The 25,835-nt window shown below is 68.5% G+C and carries 16 protein-coding genes and 1 tRNA gene; 12 read left to right on the plus strand and 5 right to left on the minus strand.

Annotation, left to right across the window (positions count from 1 at the left end):
• Positions 1 to 227 precede the first annotated feature (227 nt).
• Positions 228 to 1,961, plus strand: a complete 1,734-nt coding sequence (locus tag ACRX5W_RS22020; RefSeq protein WP_436789961.1) for an ABC transporter ATP-binding protein — start codon at positions 228 to 230, stop codon at positions 1,959 to 1,961.
• 362 nt (positions 1,962 to 2,323) lie between these two features.
• Positions 2,324 to 4,117: an ABC transporter ATP-binding protein gene (locus ACRX5W_RS22025; protein WP_436790016.1), complete on the plus strand. Its 1,794-nt coding sequence runs from the start codon at positions 2,324 to 2,326 to the stop codon at positions 4,115 to 4,117.
• A 74-nt stretch (positions 4,118 to 4,191) separates the two neighbouring features.
• Here the strand turns inward: ACRX5W_RS22025 and ACRX5W_RS22030 are convergent, their stop codons facing one another.
• A complete protein-coding gene (locus ACRX5W_RS22030; RefSeq protein ID WP_436790017.1) occupies positions 4,192 to 4,836 on the minus strand; it encodes a dihydrofolate reductase family protein in 645 nt (214 codons plus the stop codon).
• Between the two features lie 103 nt (positions 4,837 to 4,939).
• On the opposite strand from ACRX5W_RS22030, the gene ACRX5W_RS22035 reads away from it, so the two are divergent.
• From ACRX5W_RS22035 to ACRX5W_RS22045, 3 genes are all read left to right on the plus strand, one after another.
• Positions 4,940 to 5,428 carry a winged helix-turn-helix transcriptional regulator gene (locus tag ACRX5W_RS22035; protein ID WP_436789962.1) on the plus strand — a complete coding sequence of 163 codons (489 nt, stop codon included), beginning with the start codon at positions 4,940 to 4,942 and terminating at the stop codon, positions 5,426 to 5,428.
• Positions 5,429 to 5,487: 59 nt separating this feature from the next.
• Positions 5,488 to 5,561: transfer RNA gene (locus ACRX5W_RS22040), tRNA-Pro, on the plus strand.
• 274 nt (positions 5,562 to 5,835) lie between these two features.
• A complete protein-coding gene (locus ACRX5W_RS22045) occupies positions 5,836 to 6,540 on the plus strand; it encodes a hypothetical protein (protein WP_436789963.1) in 705 nt (234 codons plus the stop codon).
• Positions 6,541 to 6,703: 163 nt separating this feature from the next.
• Here ACRX5W_RS22045 and ACRX5W_RS22050 read toward each other — a convergent pair whose 3' ends face one another.
• Together ACRX5W_RS22050 and ACRX5W_RS22055 are read right to left on the minus strand one after the other, a co-directional pair.
• Positions 6,704 to 6,931: a hypothetical protein gene (locus tag ACRX5W_RS22050; protein ID WP_436789964.1), complete on the minus strand. Its 228-nt coding sequence runs from the start codon at positions 6,929 to 6,931 to the stop codon at positions 6,704 to 6,706.
• Positions 6,932 to 6,936: 5 nt separating this feature from the next.
• On the minus strand, positions 6,937 to 8,556 hold the full coding sequence (locus ACRX5W_RS22055; RefSeq protein WP_436789965.1) for a GAF domain-containing protein: 1,620 nt from the start codon (positions 8,554 to 8,556) through the stop codon (positions 6,937 to 6,939).
• A 1,270-nt stretch (positions 8,557 to 9,826) separates the two neighbouring features.
• Here ACRX5W_RS22055 and ACRX5W_RS22060 point away from each other — a divergent pair.
• Entirely contained in the window at positions 9,827 to 10,873 is a 1,047-nt protein-coding gene (locus tag ACRX5W_RS22060) for an NAD(P)H-dependent amine dehydrogenase family protein (RefSeq protein WP_436789966.1), read from the plus strand.
• A 502-nt stretch (positions 10,874 to 11,375) separates the two neighbouring features.
• Here ACRX5W_RS22060 and ACRX5W_RS22065 read toward each other — a convergent pair.
• Positions 11,376 to 12,239 carry an SGNH/GDSL hydrolase family protein gene (locus ACRX5W_RS22065; protein ID WP_436789967.1) on the minus strand — a complete coding sequence of 288 codons (864 nt, stop codon included), beginning with the start codon at positions 12,237 to 12,239 and terminating at the stop codon, positions 11,376 to 11,378.
• Positions 12,240 to 13,447: 1,208 nt separating this feature from the next.
• Here ACRX5W_RS22065 and ACRX5W_RS22070 point away from each other — a divergent pair.
• Both ACRX5W_RS22070 and ACRX5W_RS22075 read left to right on the plus strand, forming a co-directional pair.
• Entirely contained in the window at positions 13,448 to 14,749 is a 1,302-nt protein-coding gene (locus ACRX5W_RS22070; RefSeq protein WP_436789968.1) for a glycoside hydrolase family 1 protein, read from the plus strand.
• A 270-nt stretch (positions 14,750 to 15,019) separates the two neighbouring features.
• On the plus strand, positions 15,020 to 17,443 hold the full coding sequence (locus ACRX5W_RS22075) for a glycoside hydrolase family 2 TIM barrel-domain containing protein (RefSeq protein ID WP_436789969.1): 2,424 nt from the start codon (positions 15,020 to 15,022) through the stop codon (positions 17,441 to 17,443).
• Between the two features lie 124 nt (positions 17,444 to 17,567).
• Here the strand turns inward: ACRX5W_RS22075 and ACRX5W_RS22080 are convergent, their stop codons facing one another.
• Positions 17,568 to 18,539 carry a LacI family DNA-binding transcriptional regulator gene (locus ACRX5W_RS22080; protein ID WP_436789970.1) on the minus strand — a complete coding sequence of 324 codons (972 nt, stop codon included), beginning with the start codon at positions 18,537 to 18,539 and terminating at the stop codon, positions 17,568 to 17,570.
• Positions 18,540 to 18,799: 260 nt separating this feature from the next.
• Between ACRX5W_RS22080 and ACRX5W_RS22085 the strand changes: the two genes are divergently transcribed.
• From ACRX5W_RS22085 to ACRX5W_RS22100, 4 genes are all read left to right on the plus strand, one after another.
• On the plus strand, positions 18,800 to 18,937 hold the full coding sequence (locus ACRX5W_RS22085) for a hypothetical protein (protein WP_436789971.1): 138 nt from the start codon (positions 18,800 to 18,802) through the stop codon (positions 18,935 to 18,937).
• A 202-nt stretch (positions 18,938 to 19,139) separates the two neighbouring features.
• A complete protein-coding gene (locus ACRX5W_RS22090) occupies positions 19,140 to 20,429 on the plus strand; it encodes an ABC transporter substrate-binding protein (protein ID WP_436789972.1) in 1,290 nt (429 codons plus the stop codon).
• 312 nt (positions 20,430 to 20,741) lie between these two features.
• Positions 20,742 to 22,931, plus strand: coding sequence for an ATP-binding protein (locus tag ACRX5W_RS22095; RefSeq protein WP_436789973.1), 2,190 nt, complete (start codon positions 20,742 to 20,744; stop codon positions 22,929 to 22,931).
• Positions 22,932 to 22,937: 6 nt separating this feature from the next.
• Positions 22,938 to 25,808 (plus strand): ABC transporter permease subunit, encoded by a 2,871-nt coding sequence (locus ACRX5W_RS22100; protein WP_436789974.1) that lies wholly within the window; start codon positions 22,938 to 22,940, stop codon positions 25,806 to 25,808.
• Positions 25,809 to 25,835 lie beyond the last annotated feature (27 nt).

The following is a 25,835-nucleotide window of genomic DNA, read 5'->3' on the forward strand; positions in this document are numbered from 1 at the left end:
CCGGGCCAACGCGTTTTTTCGGTTCCGGGACGCGCGCCCCGACCCCGCGCAGGGCGCCGCTCGGTCTTTGCGAATTCGTAAGAAAATCACGCGACGCCTCAGAGTGCATGGTGATTACATATGACTTCGTCCGGAGGGCCGCGTCGGCGTGCCCGGATTCGGAATCGGCGGAATGCCTGGAGGGTCCAGGCCGGTGCATCCGAGATCCGCCGCCTGAGAGAGACCGAGTGCTGATCAAACTTGTCAGGGCGCACCTGAAGCCCTATTCCGGGGCCATCGCGCTGCTGGTGGTCCTGCAACTCGTGCAGACGTCCGCGATCCTGTACCTCCCCACCCTCAACGCCGACATCATCGACAAAGGCGTCATCCCGGGCGACAACGGCTACATCTGGAAGATCGGCGGCGTCATGCTCGGCGTCTCGGTCCTCCAGTTGGTGTGCGCGATCGGCGCGGTGTACTTCGCGGCGCGGACCGCGATGGCGTTGGGCCGCGACGTCCGCGCCTCGGTGTTCCGGCGCGTCCAGTCCTTCTCCGCGCGCGAGGTCGGCCAGTTCGGCGCCGCGTCGCTGATCACCCGGACGACGAACGACATCCAGCAGGTCCAGATGCTGGTCCTGATGACGTTCACGCTCATGGTGTCCGCGCCGATCATGTGCGTCGGCGGCGTCATCATGGCACTGCGCCAGGACGTCCCGCTGTCGATGCTGCTCATCGGCATCGTCCCGGCGCTCGGGCTGATCATCGGGATCATCGTCGCGCGGCTGCGCCCGCTGTTCCGCAGGATGCAGGACGACCTCGACACCGTCAACCGCATCCTGCGCGAGCAGATCACCGGCATGCGCGTCATCCGTGCGTTCGTGAAGGACGCGCACGAGCGCCGCCGGTTCGAGGCGGCGAACGACGAGCTCAGCGACGTGTCCCTGCGCGTGGGGCACATCATGGCGCTGATGTTCCCGCTGGTCATGACCGTGGTGAGCCTGTCGTCGGTGGCCGTGATGTGGTTCGGCGCACACCGCATCGACGGCGACGACATGCAGATCGGCGCGCTCACGGCGTTCCTCAGCTATCTGATGCAGATCCTGATGTCGGTCATGATGGCGACCTTCATGTTCATGATGGTGCCGCGCGCCGAGGTGTGCGCCGAACGCATCCAGGAAGTCCTGGCGACCGAGACCACCGTCGTACCGCCGGTCACACCCATCCGCTCGGTCGCCCGGCACGGGCACGTCGAACTGCGCGACGTCGGATTCCGCTACCCCGGCGCCGAGGCCCCCGTACTGCGCGGCATCGGCCTGGTGGCCCGGCCGGGCGAGACCACCGCGGTCATCGGCTCCACGGGCAGCGGCAAGTCGACGCTGCTCAGCCTGATCCCGCGGCTGTCCGATGCGACGGAGGGATCGGTGCTGGTCAACGGTATCGACGTACGCGAACTCGACCCGGAACTGCTTTCCCGCGCGGTGGCGATGGTGCCGCAGAAGCCGTACCTCTTCTCCGGGACCATCGCGACGAACCTGCGGTACGGCAACCCCGACGCGACCGACGCGGAGCTGTGGCACGCGCTCGACGTCGCGCAGGCGCGGTCCTTCGTCGAGGAGTTGGCCGACGGCCTCGACGCGCCCATCGCGCAAGGCGGCACCAACGTCTCGGGCGGCCAGCGGCAGCGGCTCGCGATCGCCCGCGCGCTCGTGCGCAAGCCCGAGGTGTACCTCTTCGACGACTCGTTCTCCGCACTCGACTACGCGACCGACGCCCGGCTGCGCGCCGCGCTCGCCCGCGAGATCGGGCAGGCCACGGTGATCATCGTGGCCCAGCGCGTCAACACCATCCGGGACGCCGACCGCATCATCGTGCTTGACGAGGGCGAGGTCGTCGGCGAAGGCACGCACACCGAACTGATGGCCGGCAATCCGACCTATCGCGAGATCGTCTTGTCCCAGCTCACCGAGGAGGAGGCGGCATGAAAGGGCCGGAAACCGACGCTGACGGGACGGCGGGTCCGGTGGGTGCCGCGGGTGCTTCCGGCGTCTCGGATGCCGCGAGTGCCGCGGATCCGGGGGGACACGCGGACGGGACGGTGGCGGCGGAGAGGGCCACGGACGTGAAACCGGGGGCGGCGGGCAGCCGTACCGCCGCGGCGACCGCCACCGTGTCCGGCGCCTCCGCGGCTTCCGACACTCCCGACGCCTCCCACGCCTCCGACGCTCCCGACTCTTCCCACGCCTCCCACGCCTCCCACACCTCCGACGCTCCCGAGGCTTCCGACCAGGAGGACAAGGGCGGCACACGCCGCGGCCCCCAGCCGATGGCCGGGCCCGGCAGGTTCATGGGGGCCCAACCGGCCGAGAAATCACTCGACTTCAAGGCGTCCGGCCTCCGACTGCTCAAGCTTCTCGAACCCGAGAAGGCCGCCGTCTACGCGATCGTCCTCCTCGCCGTCCTGGCCGTCGCGCTCTCCGTCATCGGGCCCAAGATCCTCGGCGAGGCGACCGACGAGATCGTCAGCGGAGCCTTCGGCCCGAACGGCGTCGACTTCACCGCCGTCGGCGTGATCCTCGGCTGGGCGACCGCCGTGTACGTCGCGTCCGGCGCCGCGAGCATCGTCCAGTCCCGGATCGCGAACCGCATCCTGCAACGCGCCGTTCAGCGACTCCGCACCCAGGTCGAGGACAAGCTCGCGCGCCTTCCGCTGTCGTACTTCGACAAGCAGCCGCGCGGCGAAGTGCTCAGCCGCGTCACCAACGACATCGACAACCTCAGCCAGACGCTCCAGCAGACGATGAGCCAACTGCTCTTCTCGCTGCTCACCATCGTCGGCGTCCTCGGCATGATGTTCTGGATCTCCTGGATCCTCGCCCTGGTCGCGCTGATCACCGTGCCGGTCTCGATCATCGTCGCGGCCCGCGTCGGCAAGAAGGCCCAGCCCCAGTTCATCGCGCAGTGGAAGTCGACGGGCAGGCTCAACGCGCACATTGAGGAGATGTACACCGGCCACGCGCTCGTCAAGGTTTTCGGGCGCGGACGGGAGTCCGAGGCGATCTTCGACTCGGAGAACGCCAAGCTCTACAACGCCTCGTTCAAGGCGCAGTTCGTCTCCGGCATGATGCAGCCGGCCATGATGTTCATCGGCAACCTGAACTACGTCATCGTCGCGGTGGTCGGCGGGCTGCGCGTCTCCTCCGGTTCGCTGTCCATCGGCGACGTGCAGGCCTTCATCCAGTACTCGCGGCAGTTCAGCCAGCCGCTGACACAGGCCGCGAGCATGGCCAACCTGATCCAGTCGGGTGTCGCCTCCGCCGAACGCGTCTTCGACCTCCTCGACGCGCCCGAGCAGAGCCCCGACCCCGAGCACCCCGCACGGCCGGATGTGCTCCGGGGCCAGGTGCGTTTCGAGAAGGTCGCGTTCTCCTACAGCCCGGCGAAACCGCTCATCTCCGACCTGTCGCTCACCGTCGAGCCCGGCCAAACGGTCGCCATCGTCGGCCCCACCGGCGCCGGCAAGACCACCCTGGTCAACCTCCTGATGCGTTTCTACGACGTCACCTCGGGCCGCATCACCCTCGACGGCGTCGACACCGCCGCGATGTCCCGCGACGAACTCCGGTCCGCGGTGGGCATGGTGCTCCAGGACACCTGGCTCTTCGGCGGCACCATCGCGGAGAACATCGCGTACGGCAGCACCGGCGCCACCCGCGACGACGTCGTCGCCGCCGCGAAAGCCGCGCACGCCGACCGCTTCATCCGCACGCTGCCGGACGGCTACGACACCGTCATCGACGACGAGGGCACCGGGATCAGCGCGGGGGAGAAGCAACTCATCACCATCGCCCGGGCGTTCCTGTCGCAGCCGACCATATTGGTGCTGGACGAGGCCACGAGCTCGGTGGACACGCGCACCGAAGTCCTCATCCAGCGCGCGATGGCCCGCCTGCGCGACGGACGCACGGCCTTCGTCATCGCCCACCGGCTGTCCACCATTCGCGATGCCGACACGATCCTCGTCATGGAGGCCGGCAGCATCGTCGAACAGGGCACGCACACCGAGCTGTTGGCCGCCGGCGGCCCGTACGCGCGCCTCTACGCCTCGCAGTTCGAGGCGGCGTCGGCCGAAATCGACTGACCTCGACCTCGCATGCGTGCGGCCCTTCACCGGAACACCGGCGAAGGGCCGCACGCCTTTCCGGACCGGTTCGGCTACTTGCGGGTGAACGTCAGGTGCGTGACACCGCTCGGTGAACTCGTCGACTCGATCCGGAACCGCTCCTCCAGCCCCTCCTGCCCGTCCCACAGGCGTTCGCCGCGGCCCAGCAGGATCGGCGCGACGACGACGTGCATGTCGTCGACCAGGTCCCGGGCGAGGAACTCCCGGATGAGGCTCACGCCGCCGCCGAGCCGGACATCCAAGCCGCCCGCGGCCTCCTTCGCACGGCGCAGCGCCTCCTCCGGCGACGCGTCGAGGAAGTGGAACGTCGTACCGCCCTCCATCTCCACGGACGGGCGCGGATGGTGCGTGAGCACGAACACCGGCGTATGGAACGGCGGGTTGGGCCCCCACCACCCGTTCCACTCGTAGTCCTTCCACGGGCCGCGCTGCCAACCGAACTTGTTGCGGCCCATGATCTCCGCGCCGATCCCGCGCTCCCAGCTCGATGCGAACTTCTCGTCGACACCGTTGCCGCCGTCCGGTTTCCCCTGCATCGAACGGAACGTCCGTGTCTTGAAGAACCACTCGTGCAACCGCTCGCCGGCATGCCCGAACGGCTGCTCCTGGCTCTGCCCCTCGCCGGTGCCGAAGCCGTCGAGCGAAATGGCGAAGTTGTGGACGCGTACGCGAGACATGGCTCGACCTCCGACACTCATGGAGTGATTGCACTTCGCAATCACCTGCCGTCGGCACCACGCTAGACTAGGTACTTGCGAAATGCAATCACCAGGAGGCGACATGCGAGACGGACCCCGGTCGGGATGCCCGATAAACGCCGCGATCGAAGCACTCGGCGACCGCTGGAGCCTCATCGTGCTGCGCGACGTGATCTTCGGCGGCCGCCGCTCCTTCCGCGACCTCCTCGCCCACTCCGAGGAAGGCATCGCCTCCAACATCCTCAGCAGCCGCCTCAAATCCCTCGTCGCCGGCGGCCTCCTCTCCCACCAGCCCGCCGCCCGCGGCCACCGCGCCACCTACACCCTCACCGAAGCCGGCATCCAAACCGTCCCGATCCTCGCCGCCCTCGCCACCTGGGGCCTCGACCACCGCGAAACCACCCCGCGCCTCGCCGTCCGCGCCCACGTCCTCCGCGAAGGCGGCCCACCTCTCTGGACCGCCCTCATGGACGAACTCCGCGAAACCCACCTCGGCATCCCGCGCCCCCACCCCGACCGCCCCACCGCCACCGAGCTACTCCGAACCGCCTACGAACAGGCCCGCCACTAACGAAGTGGCGAAGCCACCCCCCAGTTGCGGTATGGTTTCCCTGCTCGCCCAACGAGCACCGGGACGTGGCGCAGCTTGGTAGCGCACTTGACTGGGGGTCAAGGGGTCGCAGGTTCAAATCCTGTCGTCCCGACGGTGCATGGAAAGGCCCGCTGATCCGGGGGAAACCCCAGGTCAGCGGGCCTTTTGCATGTCGCCGACAAGGGCGGGGCGAGGCTGTTTCGGCGTCGAATCGCCTGTCGGTCAAGTAACAAATGTCGGATCCACGGGACCACTACGGGAAATAGTTACCGCTCAGTCAACTTGATGCTGATTGCAGAACGTGACACTCGGCGGATTCGGCCTCGGAATCTCGCGGTGATGCGGACGGGCAGGGGAGCATGAGGTATTTCGTTCATGTTGAGTGCGTGCCGCCTTGGGGGACAGCGCCGTTCGACGCGTTGCAGAGGGCGGGTGTCGCCCACATTTTCGGCGCCTCGTGGCCGCGGTTGGACGCGGTCGACGGCCTGGATGGGGTCACGGTCGTCGTCGGCCATTGGGTGGCTTCCTATCCGGCGGGCGCGCGCCTGGTGTTGACGTTGGAGGCGCCGTCTCTGGAGTCCGCGGAGGGTGCGGCCCGGCTTGCCGTGGGGGAACTTCTCGGTGCGGCTGAGGAATTCGCCGGGTGGTCGGTCGCCTCGTGTGGGGTGGAGCTCCACGACCAACTCGCGCAGGAGAGCCTGGCCGCGGCCGACGGCCCGAACGCGCCGCCGTCCGACCCGGAGGAACGACGCCGTCGACTGCGGCGGAAGTCCCGCGACGCCGACGAGGCGGAGCCGGAATTGGACGAGGACGAAGATGACGGCGAGGCCGAGGCCGAGGCGCCGGCCTCCCGGCTCCGTGCCCTGGCGGGCCGCCTGGGCCGTGGTTTCGATGCGTTCGTGTTCTCCCCGGCGGCCGGGGACGGCGACGTCTCGTATGAGGAGGCCGAGCTTGCGGCCGGGGCGGTGGTCGCCGCGATCGATCAGCTCACCGACGAACTGTTCTTCGACCTGGTGGAGGGAGACCGAGCTCGCGCTCGCCGCGTTCAAGGTCACGGTCTACGACACCAACGACCACGACCGGCTATATGACTGCGACGCCGGTGGCGAACACGTCGATGTCATGGAGTGGTTCACGCCGTTCCGACCCGCCGCGTACGTGCACCCGTACACCGTCGCTCGCGGAGCCTGATCTGAAACGCAGCCACCTTTCGAGCCCGGTGGCGCCGGTCCCGGTGCCGCCGTCGTCGGCGCCTTACTGCACGAGCCGCAGGTGCCCCTTCAGGCGCGGCGGCTCAGCCACCGCGGCGGGTTGCTCGGGGCGTTGGTGGTCGGGGTCGGTTTCGGTGAGGTGTTCGGCGAGGGTGGTGCCGGTGTTTTGCATCGTGCGTTGGTTGGGGTGGAGGTAGCGCTGGGTGGTGGTGAGTGAGCCGTGGCCGGCGATGACGCGGAGGACGTGGAGTGGGATGCTGGCGTCGGCCATCCAGGTCAGGCCGGTGTGGCGGCGTGCTGCTCGGGCAGACCTCGCGGCAGCAGGCTGCGTTGCAGGGTGACCGCCACGGTGTGCTCGCGTGTGTAGCGGCGGGCGTTGTCGACGCTGACCGCGGCCCGCGCGCCGAGTTCCTCGGCAAACGCCGCGTCGTCCGCGTCGAACGCCTCCGGAGTCTGTCCGCGCCAGAAGCAGGCAAGGCCGAGGACGACGCCGCGCGCCCGCAGTGGTACGGCGATCAGTGTATGGACGCCTTGATCCAACAGCTGCTCGGCATACACCGGATGCTGCGTCCGCCACTCCCGGTCGGCGCCGAGGTCGGCTACCAGCACGGCGTTTCCGTTGGCCATCGTCCGCGCTTGGGGGAACGCCGGGTCGAGGACGACCGGGCCGTCTGTGGGTTGGGGCGCGTTGCCGTGGACGCCGAGCGAGGCGACGCGCCGCATGTGGTCGGCGGTTCCGGGGGGTTCGTCGCCGCGCAGCACTTGTTCGAAGAGGTCGACGGCCACGTGGTCCGCGAATTTCGGCACGGCGATTTCGGCGAGTTCCTCCGCGGTCCGCGTGACATCGAGCGTCGTGCCGATGCGTACACCCGCCTCGTAGAGCAGCTGCAGTCGCTGCCGGGTGCTCTCTGCGTGCCCGGCCAGTCTCTCCAACTCGGTGGAATCCCGGAGTGTCACCACGCTTCCGGCCAGGCCACCGGGCGGCCTCGTCAACCGCTTGTTCACGGCGAGGAGACGATCACCGCTCAAATGCACCTCGTCGGTTTCGGGCCGTTCCGACGCCAGCAGGTTGGTCAGCTCGGGCTCCAGCCCCAACTCACCCACCCGCCGCCCCTCCGCGTCCGAGGGCAGGTCCAGCAGGCGACGCGCCTCGTCGTTGGCCAGCACCAGACGCCCGTCGCCGCCGACGATCAGCACCCCCTCCCGTACCGCGTGCAGCACGGCGTCGTGGTGCTCGTACATCCGCGTCATCTCCGCCGGCTCCAGTCCACGGGTCTGACGCCGGAGCCTGCGCGTCACCAACGCCGTACCGCCCCCCGCGAGCAGCAGCGCCGCGGCCCCGCTCCCCAACACCACCGGGAGCTGCTGGTCCGCCGAGTCCCGCGCGCGCTCCACGGTCACGGCCGCTGCCACCAGACCCCACCCCCTGCCGGCGGCGTCACGCACCGGCACCGTTGTGAGTACCACCCGGCCACCCGGCGTGGAGAACGTGTACGTCGTCGTGTCACCGCTTCGCAGGAATTCCTCGAATTGGGGGGCGGGCACGGCCTGCTGCGTCGGCACCCCTTCGAGGACGGTGGAGGTGTAGGCCGTTCCTGCGGCGTCCAACACCGACAAAGAGTCGACACCCGTGTTCCCGCGGGCTGCCGCCACCGATGGCTGCAACACCGCTGCCTTGTCGGGGCTTTGCAGCGCCTCCACCATGCCGGGCCCGTTCGCGAAGGCCTCCGCGGCGGCCGTGGTGCGGTGCCGAGCGTTGCGAAGGCCGTCGCGGCGGGCCTGCAGCACCAGCGCCACCACCGCGGCGACGACCAGCAGCACGACGATCGCCAGTTCGAGGAGGAGCACCTGACCGGCGACACTCCGCACGCCCAGACGCGACCTCTTGCCCGTCATTTGGAGATGGGGCCTGTGGCCGCGATGGGGAGCGCCGGCCGAATCCGGCGGGGGGCTCGGAGGATGACGGCGGAACAACGACGACAGCCATCGACGGTTTTGGCGCTTCATTGAGCATTTGTACCAATTGCGATGGTCGAGGGCGGTCGGGTCCCGCGCGTTCGGCGGCGTGAAGCCGACAGCCGCCGCCACACTCGACTCCCATACCTGGCGAGACCACGCTCACGTGTGGAATCACGAGGACCTACCGGCTGTGTCCGAGATGGCTCCGGCGCTGAACGACACTGCGCGAATTGAGGGCCGCGGGTGACAGGCCGACCGATAGGTGAGGGCGATGGACGTCGTCGTGGCGCCGCATTCTTCCCTGCCGACATGCGCCCAGCTATACGGCTGAGCACCAACAGGCCGAGGGTCCCAGGCGATCGCCGACGACCGTGCGCCGGCTGCGGCGCACCCCCTCGTCGAGCATGGGTTGCTGTCGCGTCGAGGAGAAGCTTTCGAGTCTCGGATTCTCCGCGCTACCGGGAGGCCGGCCGCGGCATCACCCGCGCGTTGGGCGTACCGTTGCGGGCTCCGGTCAGGGCATCGGGCCGACGTCAACGATCAACCCCGTTCCCTGCATTCCACGCCGGATCGGCGAATGGCCCTGCAGCGCCAGGGTCGTACCGAGCGCTTCGGCGAGGACGCATCGGCCGACCGGCACCCATTGACCCAGACGGCCAGAGGCTGTTAGACACTTGCCCAATACCCGTTTTGGGCAGGTGCTGAGCAAGTTCGGAGCCGCAACCGGCGTCTCTCGCTTGAGCAGAGGCCGAGGGAGCGTGATGGGTGCCGTCGAGGCGGTGGATGTTCACGAAGGCGTGCCTTGTGTCCGACCTGCGCCTGTGCTTCGGCACGATGCGCGCACGGTGTCCGGCCCACCCAGGTCAAGCTCCTGGAGTCGCCGGAAGGGACGAATCGGCTGCATCGCGGCAGGAAATCGGCGCCAACGGCGGGTGGGTGCACCTGAATATGCCGCACGCGAGGGTGGAAGCTGCCTCACGAAACCTCGGCCGGTCGACAGGGCAGGGCCGCTCACCCGCCGAACAACAGCAACACTGATGAGCCAGCGGGTGTGTTGGCAGGACCTGTCCAGGTTCCTTGCATCAGCGCTCCTTCCCACATCGGCCCGCACGTTCGTGGCCAGCGCCGTTCCACCACCAGACCAGCGACGGTCGACTGCGGATGCGCAGCGACAGCCGCTTCAACCCGGAAGGCAGCGATCAGGCGTATGGAAAAGCTTCGTGTCATCCAGTGGACCACCGGCAAGGTGGGCAAACTGTCCCTCCGCGGAATCCTCGACGACCCCCGGCTTGAACTGGTGGGTGTGTACGCGTGGTCGCCTGACAAGGCCGGGACCGACGCCGGTGAGCTGTGTGGTCGGCCGCCGTGCGGGGTCACCGCGACGAACGACGTGGACGCCCTGATCGCGCTCGGCGCGGACACGGTGCTGTACACCCCGTTCATGGCCGATCTCGACCACGTCGTCCCGCTGTTGGAGGCCGGGTCGGATGTGGTCAGCACCAACCTCTTCTTCAACGTCGGCGGTATAGCGGGGGAGACGAAGGAGCGCCTGGAGGCCGCCTGCGCGCGCGGGAACAGCTCGCTCTACATCACCGGCGTCAGCCCCGGCTGGATCAACACGATGGTCGTCGCCATGACCGGCGTGTGCCGGGACGTACGGAAGATTTCCATCCTGGAGTCCGCCGACTGCTCGGTCTACGAGTCCAAGGAGACCTGGGAGGCCATGGGCATCTCCCTGACCGGCAAGCCGCCGGAGGTCGTCGAGACCGCGAAGCTGTGGATGAAGCCGGCCAATGAGGCTGTGCAGCGCATGGCGCACGCGTTGGAGTACCCGCTCGACGACCTGGAGTTCTTCGTCGACTACGCCACCGCGTCCGAGACGGTCGACCTGGGCTACATGTCCATCGAGAAGGGCACGAACGGCGCGATCGAGGTCGGCTGGAACGGCAAGCTGGGCGATGAGACCGTCATCCAGATGAAGTTCCGCTGGTACCTGACCAAACACCTCAACGAGGACTGGGAGTTCAGCGACGACCAGTACCGCGTACTCATCGACGGCGAACCGGGGATCGACACCCGTATCCGGTTCATCCCGCCCGACCACTGGGGCAACCACGAGTGGGACACCATGACCGCCATGCCCGCGGTCAACGCCGTCTTCAACGTCAAGACCGCCCGCTCCGGCATCCTGCACCTGGCCGACGTCGGCCTGCCCTGCGCCCCGGCCGGACAGTGGGAGACTGCGCGGGCGTGACCATCGACACCTGTGGGGGCGACTTTCAGCTGCCCCCACAGGTGTCGATGCGAGGATCCACACAGCGCCGGAATCATGGGTCCGTGTCGCGCTGACCCTGACAATGACCGGCATCGTGGGCCCGGTTTCTGTCGAGACCCCGATACCGGAGAACCACCCGGCACCTGAGACGCTGTGCCTGTACGAAGGTGAGACGTTCACCGGCGCACGGTTGACCCTGAGTTCCGTCGACCCGGCGGGGACCTACGTGAGCCTGGTCGACCACGGACGAGCCTGGCGTGTGCACTCGGCCCTCAACACCCCCGGCAGTAGCACAGCCCCTTTTCCCGAACGACGATTGCACCGATGATCCGCACCAGGTCCCGGGCAACACCGGCATCGCTTCCCTCGGCGACTTCGCGCCGGCAAGTGTCTGGGGCGCCGGCTGACGACGCAGGAGCTGCGTGGCCCCGTACCGGGCCGGCGTACCGTCGTGGACCGGGCGGCACCGGGGGTTGTGGGCCTATGCGGCTGCGGCGACTGCTGCGGCCATGCCCTGGTGTCCGGTCGCGTTCGGGTGGAACGGCGACTGGAGGTTGATGCCTTCGACCCAGCGGCCGGAGGACTGGCAGGCGTCGTGGCCGATGCTGGGTGTGTAGATGTCCACGTACGTCGCGCCGTTGGCGGCGGCGGCCTGGGCGATCATGGTGTTGAGCGCCTTGTGGGTGGCGCGCAGGTACGGCACGTCGCCGAAGGCGATCGGGATCGACGGCCAGCAGCCGTTTCCGGTGTCCGGGAGGATCGCCGGGTAGCCGAGGACGAGGACTTTGGCCTGCGGGGACCGCTGGTGGATCTGCTGGACGACGGCGGCGATGAGCGGTTTCGTGGCGTTGATCTTCTGCTGGAGCTGGTCGGTGCCGCCGGCGGTGTAGGTGTTCTTGCAGGGGCTCCCGAACGGGTTGAACAAGCCGCTGGTCATGCAGGTGGTCAGGATGTTTCCGAAGCCGATGTCGTTGCCGCCGATCTGCAGCGTGACGAGCTTCGTTGCGGAGGTCAGGCCGTTGAGCTGGGGCGGGTTGGTGCCCTGGGCCTGGGTCATGTTGACGGTGGTGGCGCCGCCGCAGGTCATGTCGGTCAGCGCGGTGCCGTGCTGTTGGGCGATCACCGAGGCGTAATTGTGGTCGGAGCGCTGGCAGTTGCTGTCGACCTGGGTCGGAATGCCCATGCCGGAGGCATACGAGTCGCCGAGGGCGGTGTACGGGCCGACGGGGGCGGCGGACGCGGGACTGACAAGTCCCAGCAGGAGCAGGATCGGTGCGAGCAACACCGCACCGATGCGGAACAGGAAACGACGACGCGACGGCGAGGTCGCGGGGGATCGACTCACTCTGGACTCCTGGTCGTTCGTGGGCGTGCGGGCATGCGAGGTCCGCGCGCCGGACGGTTGCGGCAGTGAGCAGGTGATGCGGTTTGGGCCGTGCGTGCACGCGAGCGGAGTTCACCGGCAGCGATACGGCGTTGCCGACACGCGGGGAACCAATTGATTTCCGGCGGCGGGGAGAGGCATCCCGTACTCGCCGAGGCAAATATCTACCGCATGAACTCGCCGGTAACAAGGGGGCGTTCCGATTGCCGCGTGACCAACCACCCTGGCAACCATCGGATTTGTTGAGGCCCCCGCTGCCGTCCCGCATCGGCGGTGCCGTTGGACGCCGGGCAGGCGCAAGGGTGACGGCGCGTCAGGTCGTGGATGCGTCGTGCAGTGGCGCCGCCGGGCCCGTCGGCGAGTGCGCGCCCGGATCCCCGGCGATTCGTTGCCAACCGCCGCGTCGAAGACTCGGCCGACCCGAGTCGACAGGTCGTCCGGTGGGCCTTTGCTGCACCAGATTCGGACTGAGTCTTGCTACGCGCGGCTACGGATGTCATGGTGGGGACCCCCATCACTAACGCGCGTTATTTGGGCAGGGCGGGAACGAGGCACCCGCACGCTCGGCAACGGCGCCTTGTTGGAAGGAGGCCGGGCCCGCCTGTCCTTGTCGGCTGCTGGGGCGGAATCCGCCGCGTGTCGACGTGGCCCCGCCTGAGTCGTCGTGCTCGTTTCCGACGCGCGGCCTGCTCGCGAAGCTGATCACGCGGTGGAGTAGCGCCCGTCGCGGGTGATGCGATGGCCGGATCGGCCGAACCGGCACTGGTGCGCGGCTGGTGGCCGCCATGTTTCCGGGGGCGGTGCCTCTCGGGCACGTGGCCCAGTGCGGCGCGCGATGCGGCGCGTTTCGCCGATTCTTCCCCCGGCTCGCGGATCGGCGGCATCACATCCGCTCAACCAGGGGCTCGACGGGCTTGCATCGGTGTACAGCCAGAATCCCCGCAAGCCAAAGTCCACCATGTCAGATACATCGGTGCTGATGGAATTTGCGCGGGGGTCTTGTCGGCGGCCCGCACAGTGGCATACTGTCGCCTCGTTCTGCAACTAACGCGCGTTAACGTGGTATGCCGCCTCGTCGCTCGCGGCTCGTCACCTTCCGACGGCCCGAATGAGCAGATGTCGGCCTCCCGCGTCTGACCAGCCAGCCGTGTCATCCGAGGAGTCGTCTCGTGGCCTTTCCCGACGGTTTCCTGTGGGGGTCGGCGACCGCCGCCCACCAGGTCGAGGGCAACAACATCGCCAGCGACTTCTGGGCGCTTGAACATGTGGGCGGGCCGATGTTCGCCGAGCCCAGCGGCGATGCCTGCGACCACTACCGGCTGTACCGCGAGGACATCGCCCTGCTGAGGGATCTCGGCTTCACGTCGTACCGGTTTTCCATCGAGTGGGCTCGGGTCGAGCCCGAGGACGGCGTCTTCTCCCGTGCGGCGATCGCGCACTACCGCGAAGTGCTGGAGGCGTGCCACGAGCACGGCATCACACCGATGGTGACGCTGCATCACTTCACCAGCCCGCGCTGGCTGATGAAGCACGGCGGCTGGGAGTACGACGGCACCCCCGACCGCTTCGCGGCCTACTGCCGCACGGTGATGGCTGAACTCGGCCCGCTCATCCCGTATGTCTGCACGATCAACGAGGTCAACATCGCCTCGCTGACGCGCCGCATGATCGAAGACATGACCGCCGCGCAACGCGCCGATGCCCCGACCGGGGGCGAGCAGGCTCCGGTCGGCGTCTCCGCCGACGCCGCGGAACAGGCGCGGGACTGGCGCACGCCTGCAGCGGCGGCCCTCGGCACCACGGCGGACAATCTCAACCTCTTCCTGTTCACCTGGAGCGACAACGGCGCGGAGATCGTCAGGCGCGCCCACATCGCGGCGCGCGGAGCCATCAAGGAGGTCAGCCCGTCCACGAAGGTCGGGATCACCCTCGCGCTCCAGGACTACCAGCCGGGCCCCGGCGGCGAGAAGGCCGCTGATGAGCGGTGGGCCGAAGCGTTCGACTGTTTCCTGCCGGCGATGGACGGCGACGACTTTGTCGGCGTGCAGAACTACAGCCGCGTCGTGGTCGGCCCCGATCACGCGCTGCCCCATCCCGCAGGTGCCGAACTGACCCAGATGGGATATGAGTTCTACCCCCAGGCTCTGGAGAATGTCCTGCGCCGGGCGGCGTCGGCCGGGCTGCCGATGTTCGTCACCGAGAACGGCCTCGCGACCGAAGACGACACGCGCCGCGTCGAGTTCGTCCGTCTCGCCTTGGAGGGCGTGGCGCGTTGCCTGGCCGACGGCATCGACGTACGCGGCTACTACTACTGGTCGGCGCTGGACAATTTCGAGTGGATGCTCGGCTACCGGCCGAAGTTCGGCATGATCGCCGTCGACCGCGAGACGCAGGAGCGAACCGTCAAGGACAGCGCACGCCTCCTCGGCGACATCGCTCGCCGCAACACCCTTGACAGCGCGGCGGATTGAGCGTCCCAAGCGTGAGGCGGAGGACGATTCCGCCGACCGCTGACGCCGTCACAGGGATGGACCACTCAGTGGCGTCGTCGCGTACCACATCCGACGACGCAGACCTGACACATCGTCAACCGTCCGAGAACGCGGCCACGCTCTCGGACGGATCCAGGGCAACCGAAGGCCGGAGCCCGAGAAGCCCGAGAAGCCCGAGAACTCAGAAGAGCATCGCCGCACGCTTCGGATCCGGCCCGGCCGGGCCCGTACGTCCCCCACGGAGGTCGAGTGTTCCGCCAATCCTTCAACGACAACTGGCAGGTACGTCCCAAGGTGAATCCTTTCGCCGAGCTGTCCGGGACCGTGGTCCCGTTCGAGCCGGTGACGCTGCCGCACGACGCGATGATCGCGCAGGAGCGGAGCGCCGGAGAGGAAGGCGCCGGAGCGTATTTTCCCGGCGGCACGTTCGAGTACCGCAAGACCTTCGCCGTACCCGATGAGCACCAGGGCCGGCGGATCCTGATCGAGTTCGAGGGCGTGTACCGCGACGCGACCGTCTACATCAACGGCGACTGGGTGGGGCAGCGGCCGTACGGCTACTCGCTGTTCCGCGTTGATGTGGGCCATTTGCTGCGTTACGGGCAGGACAACGAGATCCGCGTCGAGGCACGCACCCATCGGGACTCGCGCTGGTACACCGGCGCCGGGATCTACCGCGACACGTGGCTTGTGGTCGGCGGCCCGGTGCGCATAGCCGCCGACGGTGTTCGGGTCGCCACGCCGGAGATCGACGTGGACCTCGCGGTCGTGCAGGTCGCGACCACGGTCGAGAATGACACGGTCGCGATGCGGACCGTCGAGGTCACCACCGAGATCCGCGACGCGGACGGCAATGTCGTCGCGTCCGATGTCGCAACTGCCACGGCGGCGCCCGGCGAGCCCGTGACCGCTCGCCCGCGCCTGTATGTGCCGGACCCCCGGCTGTGGGCTCCCGATTCGCCGAGCCTGTACACCTGCACGGTGACCGTGGCCGACGAAACCGGCGAACTCGACGCGGAGACAGTCACGTTCGGCATCCGCTCCCTTCAACTCGACCCGCAACGTGGGCTGCGGATCAACGGCGAGCGGGTCAAGCTGCGCGGCACCTGCGTGCACCACGACAACGGCGTTTTGGGCGCGGCGACATTCGCCGCCGCCGAGGAGCGGCGGGTGCGGCTGCTGAAGGACGCCGGGTTCAACGCGATCCGCATGTCCCACAACCCCATGAGCCGGGCCATGCTGGACGCGTGCGACCGCCTGGGCATGCTGGTGGTGGACGAGGCGTTCGACATGTGGACCGGCGGCAAGAGCGAGTTCGACTACCACCTGAGCTTCGCCGAGTGGTGGGAACGCGACATCGAGTCCTTGGTCGCCAAGGCTTTCAACCACCCCAGCGTGATCATGTACTCGATCGGCAACGAGATTCCCGAGACCGGCTCGCCCGCCGGTGCGGTGTGGGGCCGTCGGCTCGCCGAGAAGGTCCGCGAGCTCGACCCGACCCGCTACGTCACCAACGCCGTCAACGGCTTCCTCGCGGTGATGTCCGAGCTCGCCGAGCTACGCAGGAAGGCCGACGAAGGCACGGGCATCAACACGATGATGGCGGACCCGGGGGACATGTTGAACGCGATCAGCGCCTCCGAAATCGTCACGAAGGCTACCGCTGAGTCCTTCGCGCTGCTCGACGTCGCCGGCATGAACTACGCCGATGCCCGCTACGCCCTCGACCGCGAGCTGTTCCCCAACCGGGTCATCCTGGGCACCGAGACCTTCCCCACGCGCATCGACGGCAACTGGCGCCTGGTCACCGAACAGCCGCACGTCATCGGCGACTTCACCTGGACCGGCTGGGACTACTTCGGCGAGGTCGGCATCGGACGCCCGCAGTACATCACCGAGGAGACACCGGAGCCGACGCACGTGGCGCCGTACCCGTACCTCGTGGCGGCGTGCGGCGACATCGACATCACCGGCCACCGGCGGCCCGCGTCGTACTACCGCGAGATCGTCTTCGGGCTGCGGACGCGTCCGTACCTCGCCGTGCGCCGGCCCGAGCACCACGGCAAGGCGTTCGCCGGCACGCCTTGGGCGTGGAGTGACAGTGTGGGCAGTTGGACCTGGCCCGGCTTCGAGGACGCGCCCATCGCCGTCGAGGTCTACAGCGACGCCGATGAGGTCGAACTCCTCGTCAACGGGACCTCGTTGGGGCGCCGAGCGGTGGGCGGGGAGAACCGCTTCCGCACCGAGTTCGAGACGGTGTACCAGCCCGGCGAACTCGTCGCGGTCGCCTACCGCGACGGCGTCGAGACCGGCCGCGAGGCCCTGCGGACCGCAGCGGGCCCGCTGCGGCTGCGCGTTGAGGCCGAGCGCCCGAGCGTTGCCGCATCCGGCGGCGATCTCGCGTACGTCACCGTCGCCCTGGCCGACGCCGACGGCACGGTCCACACCGCCGCCGACCGGCCGGTGGCCCTCGAACTGGCCGGCCCCGGCGTGCTGGTGGGCTTCGGCAGTGCGGATCCCGCGACCGAGGAGCGCTTCGACGCGACCGAGCGCCGCACGTACGAAGGACGCGCCCTCGCCGTGATCCGGCCGACCGGGCCGGGCAAGATCCGCGTCAGCGCTTCGGCGCCGGAGTGCGACCCGGTGGAGGCCTGGGTGCTTGTCGAGTCGTGACGCGGGCCAAGGCACCGGGCAGGACCAGCCATTGGCTCTGCGGCTGTCGGGACCACCCTCGGGTGACCGGCTGATCCGCCCGGGCCGTCAACGACGCCGTGGCCCCACACCGTCCGCCTGGGGGTCAGGTGGAGGCGCGCTGGATGAGCTGCGGACTGAACGCGGCGATGGTGCTTGTCGGTTCGCGGCCCGTCAGGCCTGCGATGACCATGTCGGCGCGGCGGTGGGCGACTTCGTCCAGGTCGAACCTGATGGTGGTCAGAGGCGGGGCGGCCACTCGCGCGGCGGGGATGTCGTCGATGCCGATGACGGCGATGTCGGTGGGTGCGCTGAGGCCGTGTTCGCGCATGCCCGCGAGGACCGCGAGGGCGGTCTCGTCGTTGAAGGCGCAGATACCGGTCACGGCCTCCTCGGCCCAGCCGGTCACGGCTTGGGCCGCGGTGGCGGTTTCGACGTCGGTGCTGTGGACGATCGGCGGAGCGATGTCGGCCGCCGCGCAGGCCTCCGCCACCCCGCGCAGGCGTTCCTCTGCCATACGGATCACCTTGGAGTTCCGGGGCATGGCGTAGCCGATGCGGCGGTGGCCCCGGTCGATGAGGTGCTGTGCCTGAAACTGTCCGATCGGTCCCATCCCGGAGCGCTCCTTGGAGGCGGGAATCACGATGTCGGCGCCCGCCTGATACAGGCCTTTGAGGGTGTCGTCGTCGAAAGCCTCGAAGCCGATGACGGCCGACGCGCCGATGTCGGAGCAGACGTCCGTCAGCGGTCGGCCGTTCCTGCCCGCGAGGTGGGCGACCAGGGTGAGGCCGTGTTCGGCGAGTGCGGCGGCGAGTGCTTCGACGAAGCGGGAGATTCCCGTCTCCATGGGGAGGTCGGGAATGGCGAGCAGCGCGATGTTGCTTCGCCCGCGGGCCAGGGTGCGGGCGGACGCGTGCGGGCGGTAGCCCAGGCGCTCGGCGGCTTCGAAGACGCGGCGGCGGGTCTCCGGGGGGATTGTCTGGCCCGGGCGGTTGTTGAGGACGAAGCTGACGGTCGTCCGGGACACGCCGGCGGCCCGGGCTACATCCGAGCTGGTGGGGCGCTTGGGACGCGTCATGACGTTCCTTGTCCTCGCGGGTGTCGGGCAGGGTCGGCCCAGGATAGAGCGCCGGGTGTCCGCGCTCGACAGGCGAGCTGCCAACCAACCGGAATGCCGGTTACCGGATTGTTACCAACGCATGTCTTGTCGTTTCCCCTCGTGAACTGGGAAAGTGCTCACTCGGGTTACTAACCCGAGTTAGTTTATACCCGGGCCGAATGCCGGGTGCCCTGCTACCGGAGTCTCGGGACAAGCGTGCGAGGGCGGAGGAGTAGAGCATGAACGGCCATATCCACATCCACATGCACTACGGGTACGGCCGCGGCCATGGAATGGCCGGCGAAAGCGAACGGGGCCAAGCTCACGACGGGCAGTCCGGCGGGGTCACCGGCCCCGCCGCCGCTGTGCTTGTCTGACGCGGACTCGTCCGTCACCGAGACCCTCCGGACACGGGTTTGGCTCGAGGTGCTCCGGCTCGGCCGACTCTTCGCGCAACCCCGCAAATGCGACCTCCTGGCACGTGCGGCGCACGCCTTTCGTACCAACCGTGCGATCGCACAGCCATGGCCGCGTCGTTCGAAGGCCGACAACACCACCGAGAAGAAACGGAACCCGGGAATGGAACGTTTCAACCGCAGACGCCGTGCCGCTCTGGGCCTGTTCGCCGCCGCGGCGCTCGTCGCCACGGGCTGCGCCGCCGAGAAGAAGGACGACGCCGCCGCCAGTGGTCCGCCGCCCGCGGGCAACGTGGCCACCGGGGTGACCGCGGACAGCATCAAGATCGGGATCGTGTATCCGGACCTCGAAGCGATCAAGCACATCATGGCGATCGACCACGGCGACTACGAGGCGACGTACAACGCGCTGGTCAAGAAGATCAACGACGCGGGCGGCATCAACGGCCGCAAGATCGTTCCGGTCTTCGGCAAAATCAACGTCGCCTCGCCCTCGGCGGCGCAGGAGACCTGCGTCAAGATGACCAAGGACGAGAAGGTCTTCGCGGTGATCGGTTCGTTCAACGCGAACGAGCCGCTGTGCTACGTGCAGACCAACAAGACCGCGGTCGTCGGCGGGGCGCTGACGGACAAGAACTACGCGCAGGCGCAGGCACCTTGGTTCTCCGCCGAACGCGGCGGTGACGAAGCCGCCGACGGTGTCTCGCTGTTCACGGCGAACAACGCGCTCGCCGGCAAGAAGGTCGCCGTGGTCGGCGTCGTCAACGAGCAGTCCCTGGTCAAGGACCTCGTGGTTCCCGCGCTGCAGAAGCAGGGCGTCAATCCGGTCGAGGTCGGCATCATGGACGCCAACTTCCAGGACGCCGCCGCGGTCGCCCAGCAGACCGGCGTGTTCATCCAGAAGTTCCAGGCTTCGGGTGCCGACACCGTCGTCGTGGTCGGCGGCATGGGCGGCGAGTTCCCCAAGCAGCTGGAGAAGACGGACTACCGGCCCCGCCTGCTGTTCACCAGCCAAACCACGGCGAGCACCTACACCAACGACGCCGCGCAGCACGACTTCTCGACGCTCGCCAACGCCGCCGCGCTGGGCCCGGCGTCGTCGTGGAGTGAGCCGGCCCTCCAGGAGTGCATCGCCACCGTCGAGGCGGCCGTACCCGCGCTGAAGGGCAAGCTCGTCGTCGACCCGGACACGCTGCCGGCGGGCGAGCCGACGCCGCAGACCTCCGTGGACACCGCCTGTCGCACTCTCACGCTGTTCAAGGCCATCGCCGACAAGGCCGGCAAGGACCTGACGTACCAGACCTTCCAGGATGCCGGCTTCAACCTCGGCCCCCTGACCATCCCCCGCTTCCTGGACAAGGCGAACTACACCAAGGACACACCGCACGGAGCGATTCCGTCGCGTCTGTTCCCGTACGACCCGAACGCCAAGAAGTTCCGCGTCACGCCGTGACCCAACGCACGGCAGGCGTCGCCGCATAGTGCGGTCGCGATCGTCCCGACCGGCCCGAGTCGAGTGGTCGTCCCGATCCTCGATGGTTGGCGGTTCGGTTGCCGCTGCGGCTTTGCCGGTCCGGACGATGCACCGCCCAGCCTCTGCGGCCTGTCGGCCCCCTTGTACAGGCCGCGGCCCAGCCCCCGCCGCTGACAGTCCTACTTCCCTGCGGAGAACACCGATGCACCGTTTCGCAGTTCGATCCAAGATCACCGAACGGCCACACGCATGACCGGGCCGATCACGGATCCCGCTGACACTGCGGGAGGCATGCCCGCGTCGGCCGCCGGCCTGGCCGCCGGGTTGATCGACGCGGAGGCGGAGCGTCAGGCGCGGCAGGCCGAGGCCAAGCGCGAGGTGCTGTTCGCGGACGAGTTGCTGCCGGGAGTGGGCGGCGAGCACCTGACGCTGCGCCAGGGCTTGGCGGCGGGTGGGTCGATGACCTTCCTGACGCTGGTGGCGCTCGCGACGTTCGACGAGTTGGAGTCGGCCGCGCTGGCGGTTCTGGCGCCGGACATCCGCGACGCGTTCGGGCTCAGCGACTCGGCAATCGTCTTCATCTCGGCGGCGTCGGGCGCGTTCCTGGTCCTCGGGGCGCTGCCGATGGGGTACCTGGCGGACAAGTTCCGCCGCAGCCGGGTGATCGGCTGGGCGGGGATCATGTTCTCCGCGATGGTGCTGGCCTGCGGGATGGCGGCGAACGCGTTCCTGTTCTTCCTGTCCCGGTTCGGGGTGGGCGTGGCCAAGGCCAGCACGATCCCGGTGCACGGATCGCTGCTCGCGGACACGTACCCGATCGGGGTGCGCGGGCGGCTCGCGGCGGTGAACTTCAGCGCGGCGCGGACTGCCGGGGCACTGAGTCCGCTGCTGGTGGCGGGGATTGCCACGCTCGCGGGCGGGGACGACGGATGGCGGTGGCCGTTCCTCGTCCTGGGACTGCCGACGCTTGCGGTGGCGATCTGGGCGTTCCGGCTGCCCGAGCCCAAGCGCGGCCAGCACGAGATGAAGTCTGTCCTCGGCGAAGTCGTCGACGACGACAAGCCGATGCCGATCTCGGTCGAGGCGGCGTTCGCACGGCTGCTGCGCATCAAGACGATGAAGACCGCCATCCTGGCGTTCTCCGCGCTGGGGTTCACGCTGTTCACCGGAGGGATCCTCGGCAGCCTGTGGGCCGAGGACCACTTCGGCATGTCCACGTTCGAACGCGGCGCGTGGGGGTCGATCACCGGTGTGGCGGTGCTGGCGATGCTGCCGTTCGTCGGCCCCTGGTACGACCGGCTCTACCACAAGGACCCCTCGCGTGCGGTGGCGCTGCTGGGCTGGCTGCTCCTGCCGGGGGCGGTGCTTTTGCCGGTGCAGTGGTTCATGCCGACCGGCTGGGCGTTCATGCTCCTCGCGGTCCCGGCCGGGATGCTGAACACGGTGGCGTTCGCGATGACCACGCCGATCATGCAGTCGGTGATCCCGTACCGGCTGCGCGGCCTGGGTGCGGCGCTGGGTTCGCTGTACATCTTCTTCATCGGCGCCACCGGCGGAGCGATCCTCTCCGGCCTCATCAGTGACGCCTACGATCCGCGCGTGGCGATGCTGGTCATCGGCGTTCCGGCCACCGCGATCGGCGGGTTCTTGATGATCCGAAGCGCGAAGACCATCCGCAACGACCTGTCGCTTGTCGTGCAGGAGCTGCGGGAGGAACTGGACGAGGCCGAGCGCCAGAAGCAGGACCCCGAGAACATCCCCGTCCTCCAGGTCAACAACATCGACTTCTCCTACGGCCAAGTGCAGGTGCTGTTCGACGTCGCGTTCGACGTCAAGCGCGGTGAGACGCTGGCACTGCTGGGGACAAACGGCGCCGGCAAGTCGACCATTCTGAAGGTGATTTGCGGGCTCGGAACACCGGAGCGCGGTGTCGTCCGGCTGGGTGGCCGCACGATCACCTACGTCGCGCCCGAGCAGCGCGGGCGGTACGGAATCCACCTTCTTCCCGGCGGCAAGGGCGTGTTCGCCGGCATGACGGTGGCCGGGAACCTGGAGATGGCCGCGTTCCGGTTCCGCAAGGACGCCGCGCGGCGTGCGGAGCGGTTCGCGTACGTCATGGACCTGTTCCCGGACTTGAAGGACCGTCAGAATCAGCAGGCGGGGTCGCTGTCGGGTGGCCAACAGCAGATGCTCGCGTTGGCGATGGTGCTGATGCACGACCCTGAGGTCCTGCTGATCGACGAACTGTCCCTCGGGCTCGCGCCGGTGGTCGTGCAGGACCTGCTGGCGATCGTCGAGCGGCTGAAGCAGGACGGGTTGACGATCATCGTCGTCGAGCAGTCGCTGAACATCGCCCTCGCGATCGCGGACCGCGCGGTGTTTTTGGAGAAGGGCCAGGTCCGCTTCGAGGGCCCGGCCCAGGAGCTCGCCGAACGCGACGACCTCGCGCGCGCGGTCTTCCTCGGCCGGGAAGGCGGCTGACCCGTCATGGAAATGCCAACCACGCAACTGCTGTTCGACGGAGCGGTCACCGGCTTGGTGATCGGGCTGCTCGCCATGGGCATCGTGCTCGTGAACCGCTCCACACGTGTCATCAACTTCGCCGTCGCCAATATGGGCCTGGTCGGGTCCGCGCTGTTCGCCCTGCTGGTTGTGCGCTACAGCGTGCCGTACTGGATCGCCCTGGTGATCTGCCTGCTGGCCGGCACGGTCTTCGGCGCGATCATCGACCTCGCGGTAGTACGAAGGCTGTTCAACGCGCCGCGCGTGATCGTCCTGGTCGCCACCATCGGGGTCGCCCAACTCGCGCTGACGATCATCACGTCGTACCCCGACTTGGACGACTACACCAACGACACCTATCCCGTTCCGTGGTCGGGGAGTTGGTCGCCGACCGACGACCTGAAGATCACCGGCGCGCAACTCGCCATCCTGGTCACCGTGCCGGTCGCCGCCGTGGCGCTGGCGCTGTTCCTCGGCCGGACCACCATCGGCCGCACGGTCAAGGCCGCCGCCGACAACCCGGAACTCGCCCGGCTCAACGGCATCAGCCCCAAACTGGTCTCCACCGCCGTATGGGCGATCGCCGGTCTCCTCGGCACCGTCTGCATGATCCTCATCCAGGGCCAGCAGGGCTCCCTGACGCAAATCACCGAGCTCGGCCCCGGCACCCTGCTGCGTGCCCTGGCCGCAGCGGTGATCGCGCGGATGATGTCGTTCCCGATCGCGCTGGGTGCGGGTGTGCTGCTGGGCCTGGTCCAGTCGTTCATCCAGTTCAACTGGCTCGACCAGCCGGGGCTGACCGACCTCGTCCTCCTCGTCCTGGTCCTCGTGGCGGTGTTCTTCGTCTCCCGGGGACGCGACACCGAGTCCTCGACGTTCTCCTTCGCCCCGAAGATCAAGCCCGTCCCGGAACGACTCAAGGGCGTGTGGTGGGTCCGCCACATGGAACGCGGCGGCCTGCTGTTCCTCGGCCTGATCGCGGTCATCCTGCCACTCATGATCACCCAGCCGTCGAGGCACCTGACCTACACCGTCATTCTCGGCTACGCGATCTGCGCGGCCTCCGTGACTGTACTGACCGGCTGGGCCGGGCAACTGTCGCTGGGACAAATGGCGTTCGCGGGACTCGGCGCTCTCACGGCAGCCGCACTGAACCGCGGGCTGCGCATCGAACTCGGCGACAGCGTCTACGTGTACCGAGGCCTGGCCTTCCCCGCCGCCGTCCTCGTCGCCGCCCTGGTCACCGCCGCAATCGCCGCGATCATCGGCGCCGGGGCACTACGGGTACGCGGGCTCCTGCTGGCCGTCAGCACGTTCGCGTTCGCGGTCGCCGCCGAGCAATACCTGTATCGGCGCGAGACGTTCCACGACGAGGGCATGGACATCGCCTCGTTCCCGCGCAGTTCGGTGTTCGGCATCGACATCACGAGCCAACGCGCCTACTACTACCTGGTGTTGATCGTCCTGGTCGTGGTGCTGATCGTCGTCGGGCGGCTGCGCCGCTCCGGTGTCGGCCGGACCACGATCGGGGTGCGCGACAACCCGGCCACCGCCGCCGCATACACGGTCGCCGCCGCGCGGGTGAAGCTTCGGGCGTTCGCCCTCGCGGGCGGCATCGCCGGACTCGGCGGCGCGCTGCTGGCCGGGGCGGTGCAGACGGTGCCGTACACCGACAAGTACTTCCTCAGCCCGGACTCCCTCGTCCTGGTCTCGATCGTCGTCATCGGCGGTCTGGGGTCGGTGTCCGGACCTGTTCTCGGGGCGCTGTGGGTCATCGGCCTGCCGGCGATCTTCCCCGAGAACGAGATCATCCCGATGCTGACCTCCAGCCTCGGCCTCCTCGTTCTCCTGCTGTACTTCCCCGGCGGCCTCGTCCAAATTGGCTACGCCATCCGCGACGGTCTGTTGGGTTGGGCTGACCGCAAACTCGGCCCGGCTCCGCCGGCGAAGACCGCCACAGCGGCCCCCAAGGCGCTCACTCGCACCGAACACACACCCCTTGCACCGGGCATTCCAGTCCTCGCCACCCGTGACATACGCGTGCGCTTCGGGGGCCGCACCGCTGTCGACGGCGTGTCCGTCGAGGTTCACCAGAACGAAATCGTGGGTCTCATCGGCACCAACGGCGCCGGCAAATCCACGCTGATGAACGCGATCGGCGGATTCGTCCCCGCGAGCGGCACCGTCGAACTCCTCGGCAAGGACGTCTCCGGCAAAGCCCCCGCCGCCCGTGCGCGCGCGGGCCTCGGCCGAACGTTCCAAGCGGCAACGCTCTTTCCGGAGCTGACGGTCAGTGAGACGGTGCAGATCGCCTTGGAGGCACGCGGCCGGACCGACATGCTGTCCACTGCTCTGCATCTGCCGCACACGTTCGGGCGGGAGAAGGCCAAGCGCTCCGAGGCAGCCGATCTGATCGACTTCCTCGGACTCGGGCGCTACGCCGACGCGTTCATCGGCGACCTGTCCACCGGCACCCGCCGCATCGTCGAACTCGCCGGCCTGCTGGCGCTGGACGCCCGCGTGCTGTGCCTGGACGAGCCGACGGCCGGCGTCGCGCAGCGCGAAACCGAGGCATTCGGGCCGCTGATCCAGGAGATTCGCCGCGAACTCGGCGCCTCCATGCTCGTGATCGAGCACGACATGCCGTTGATCATGGGGATCAGCGACCGCGTGTACTGCCTGGAGACCGGCCGCGTGATCGCCGCCGGCGAGCCCGCCGCCGTACGCAACGACCCCAAGGTCATCGCGAGTTACCTCGGCACCGACGAACGCGCCATCGAACGCAGCGGCGCGACGACGTCCCGCGAAACAGACGCGGCGAAGAACCCCGTGGGCGGAATCAGCGCCACCCGGTGACGCCGGTCGGGGACCGGGCGCCGCGGC

Origin of the sequence: Yinghuangia sp. YIM S10712 (assembly GCF_051388935.1) — a bacterium.
Classification (GTDB): domain Bacteria; phylum Actinomycetota; class Actinomycetes; order Streptomycetales; family Streptomycetaceae; genus Yinghuangia.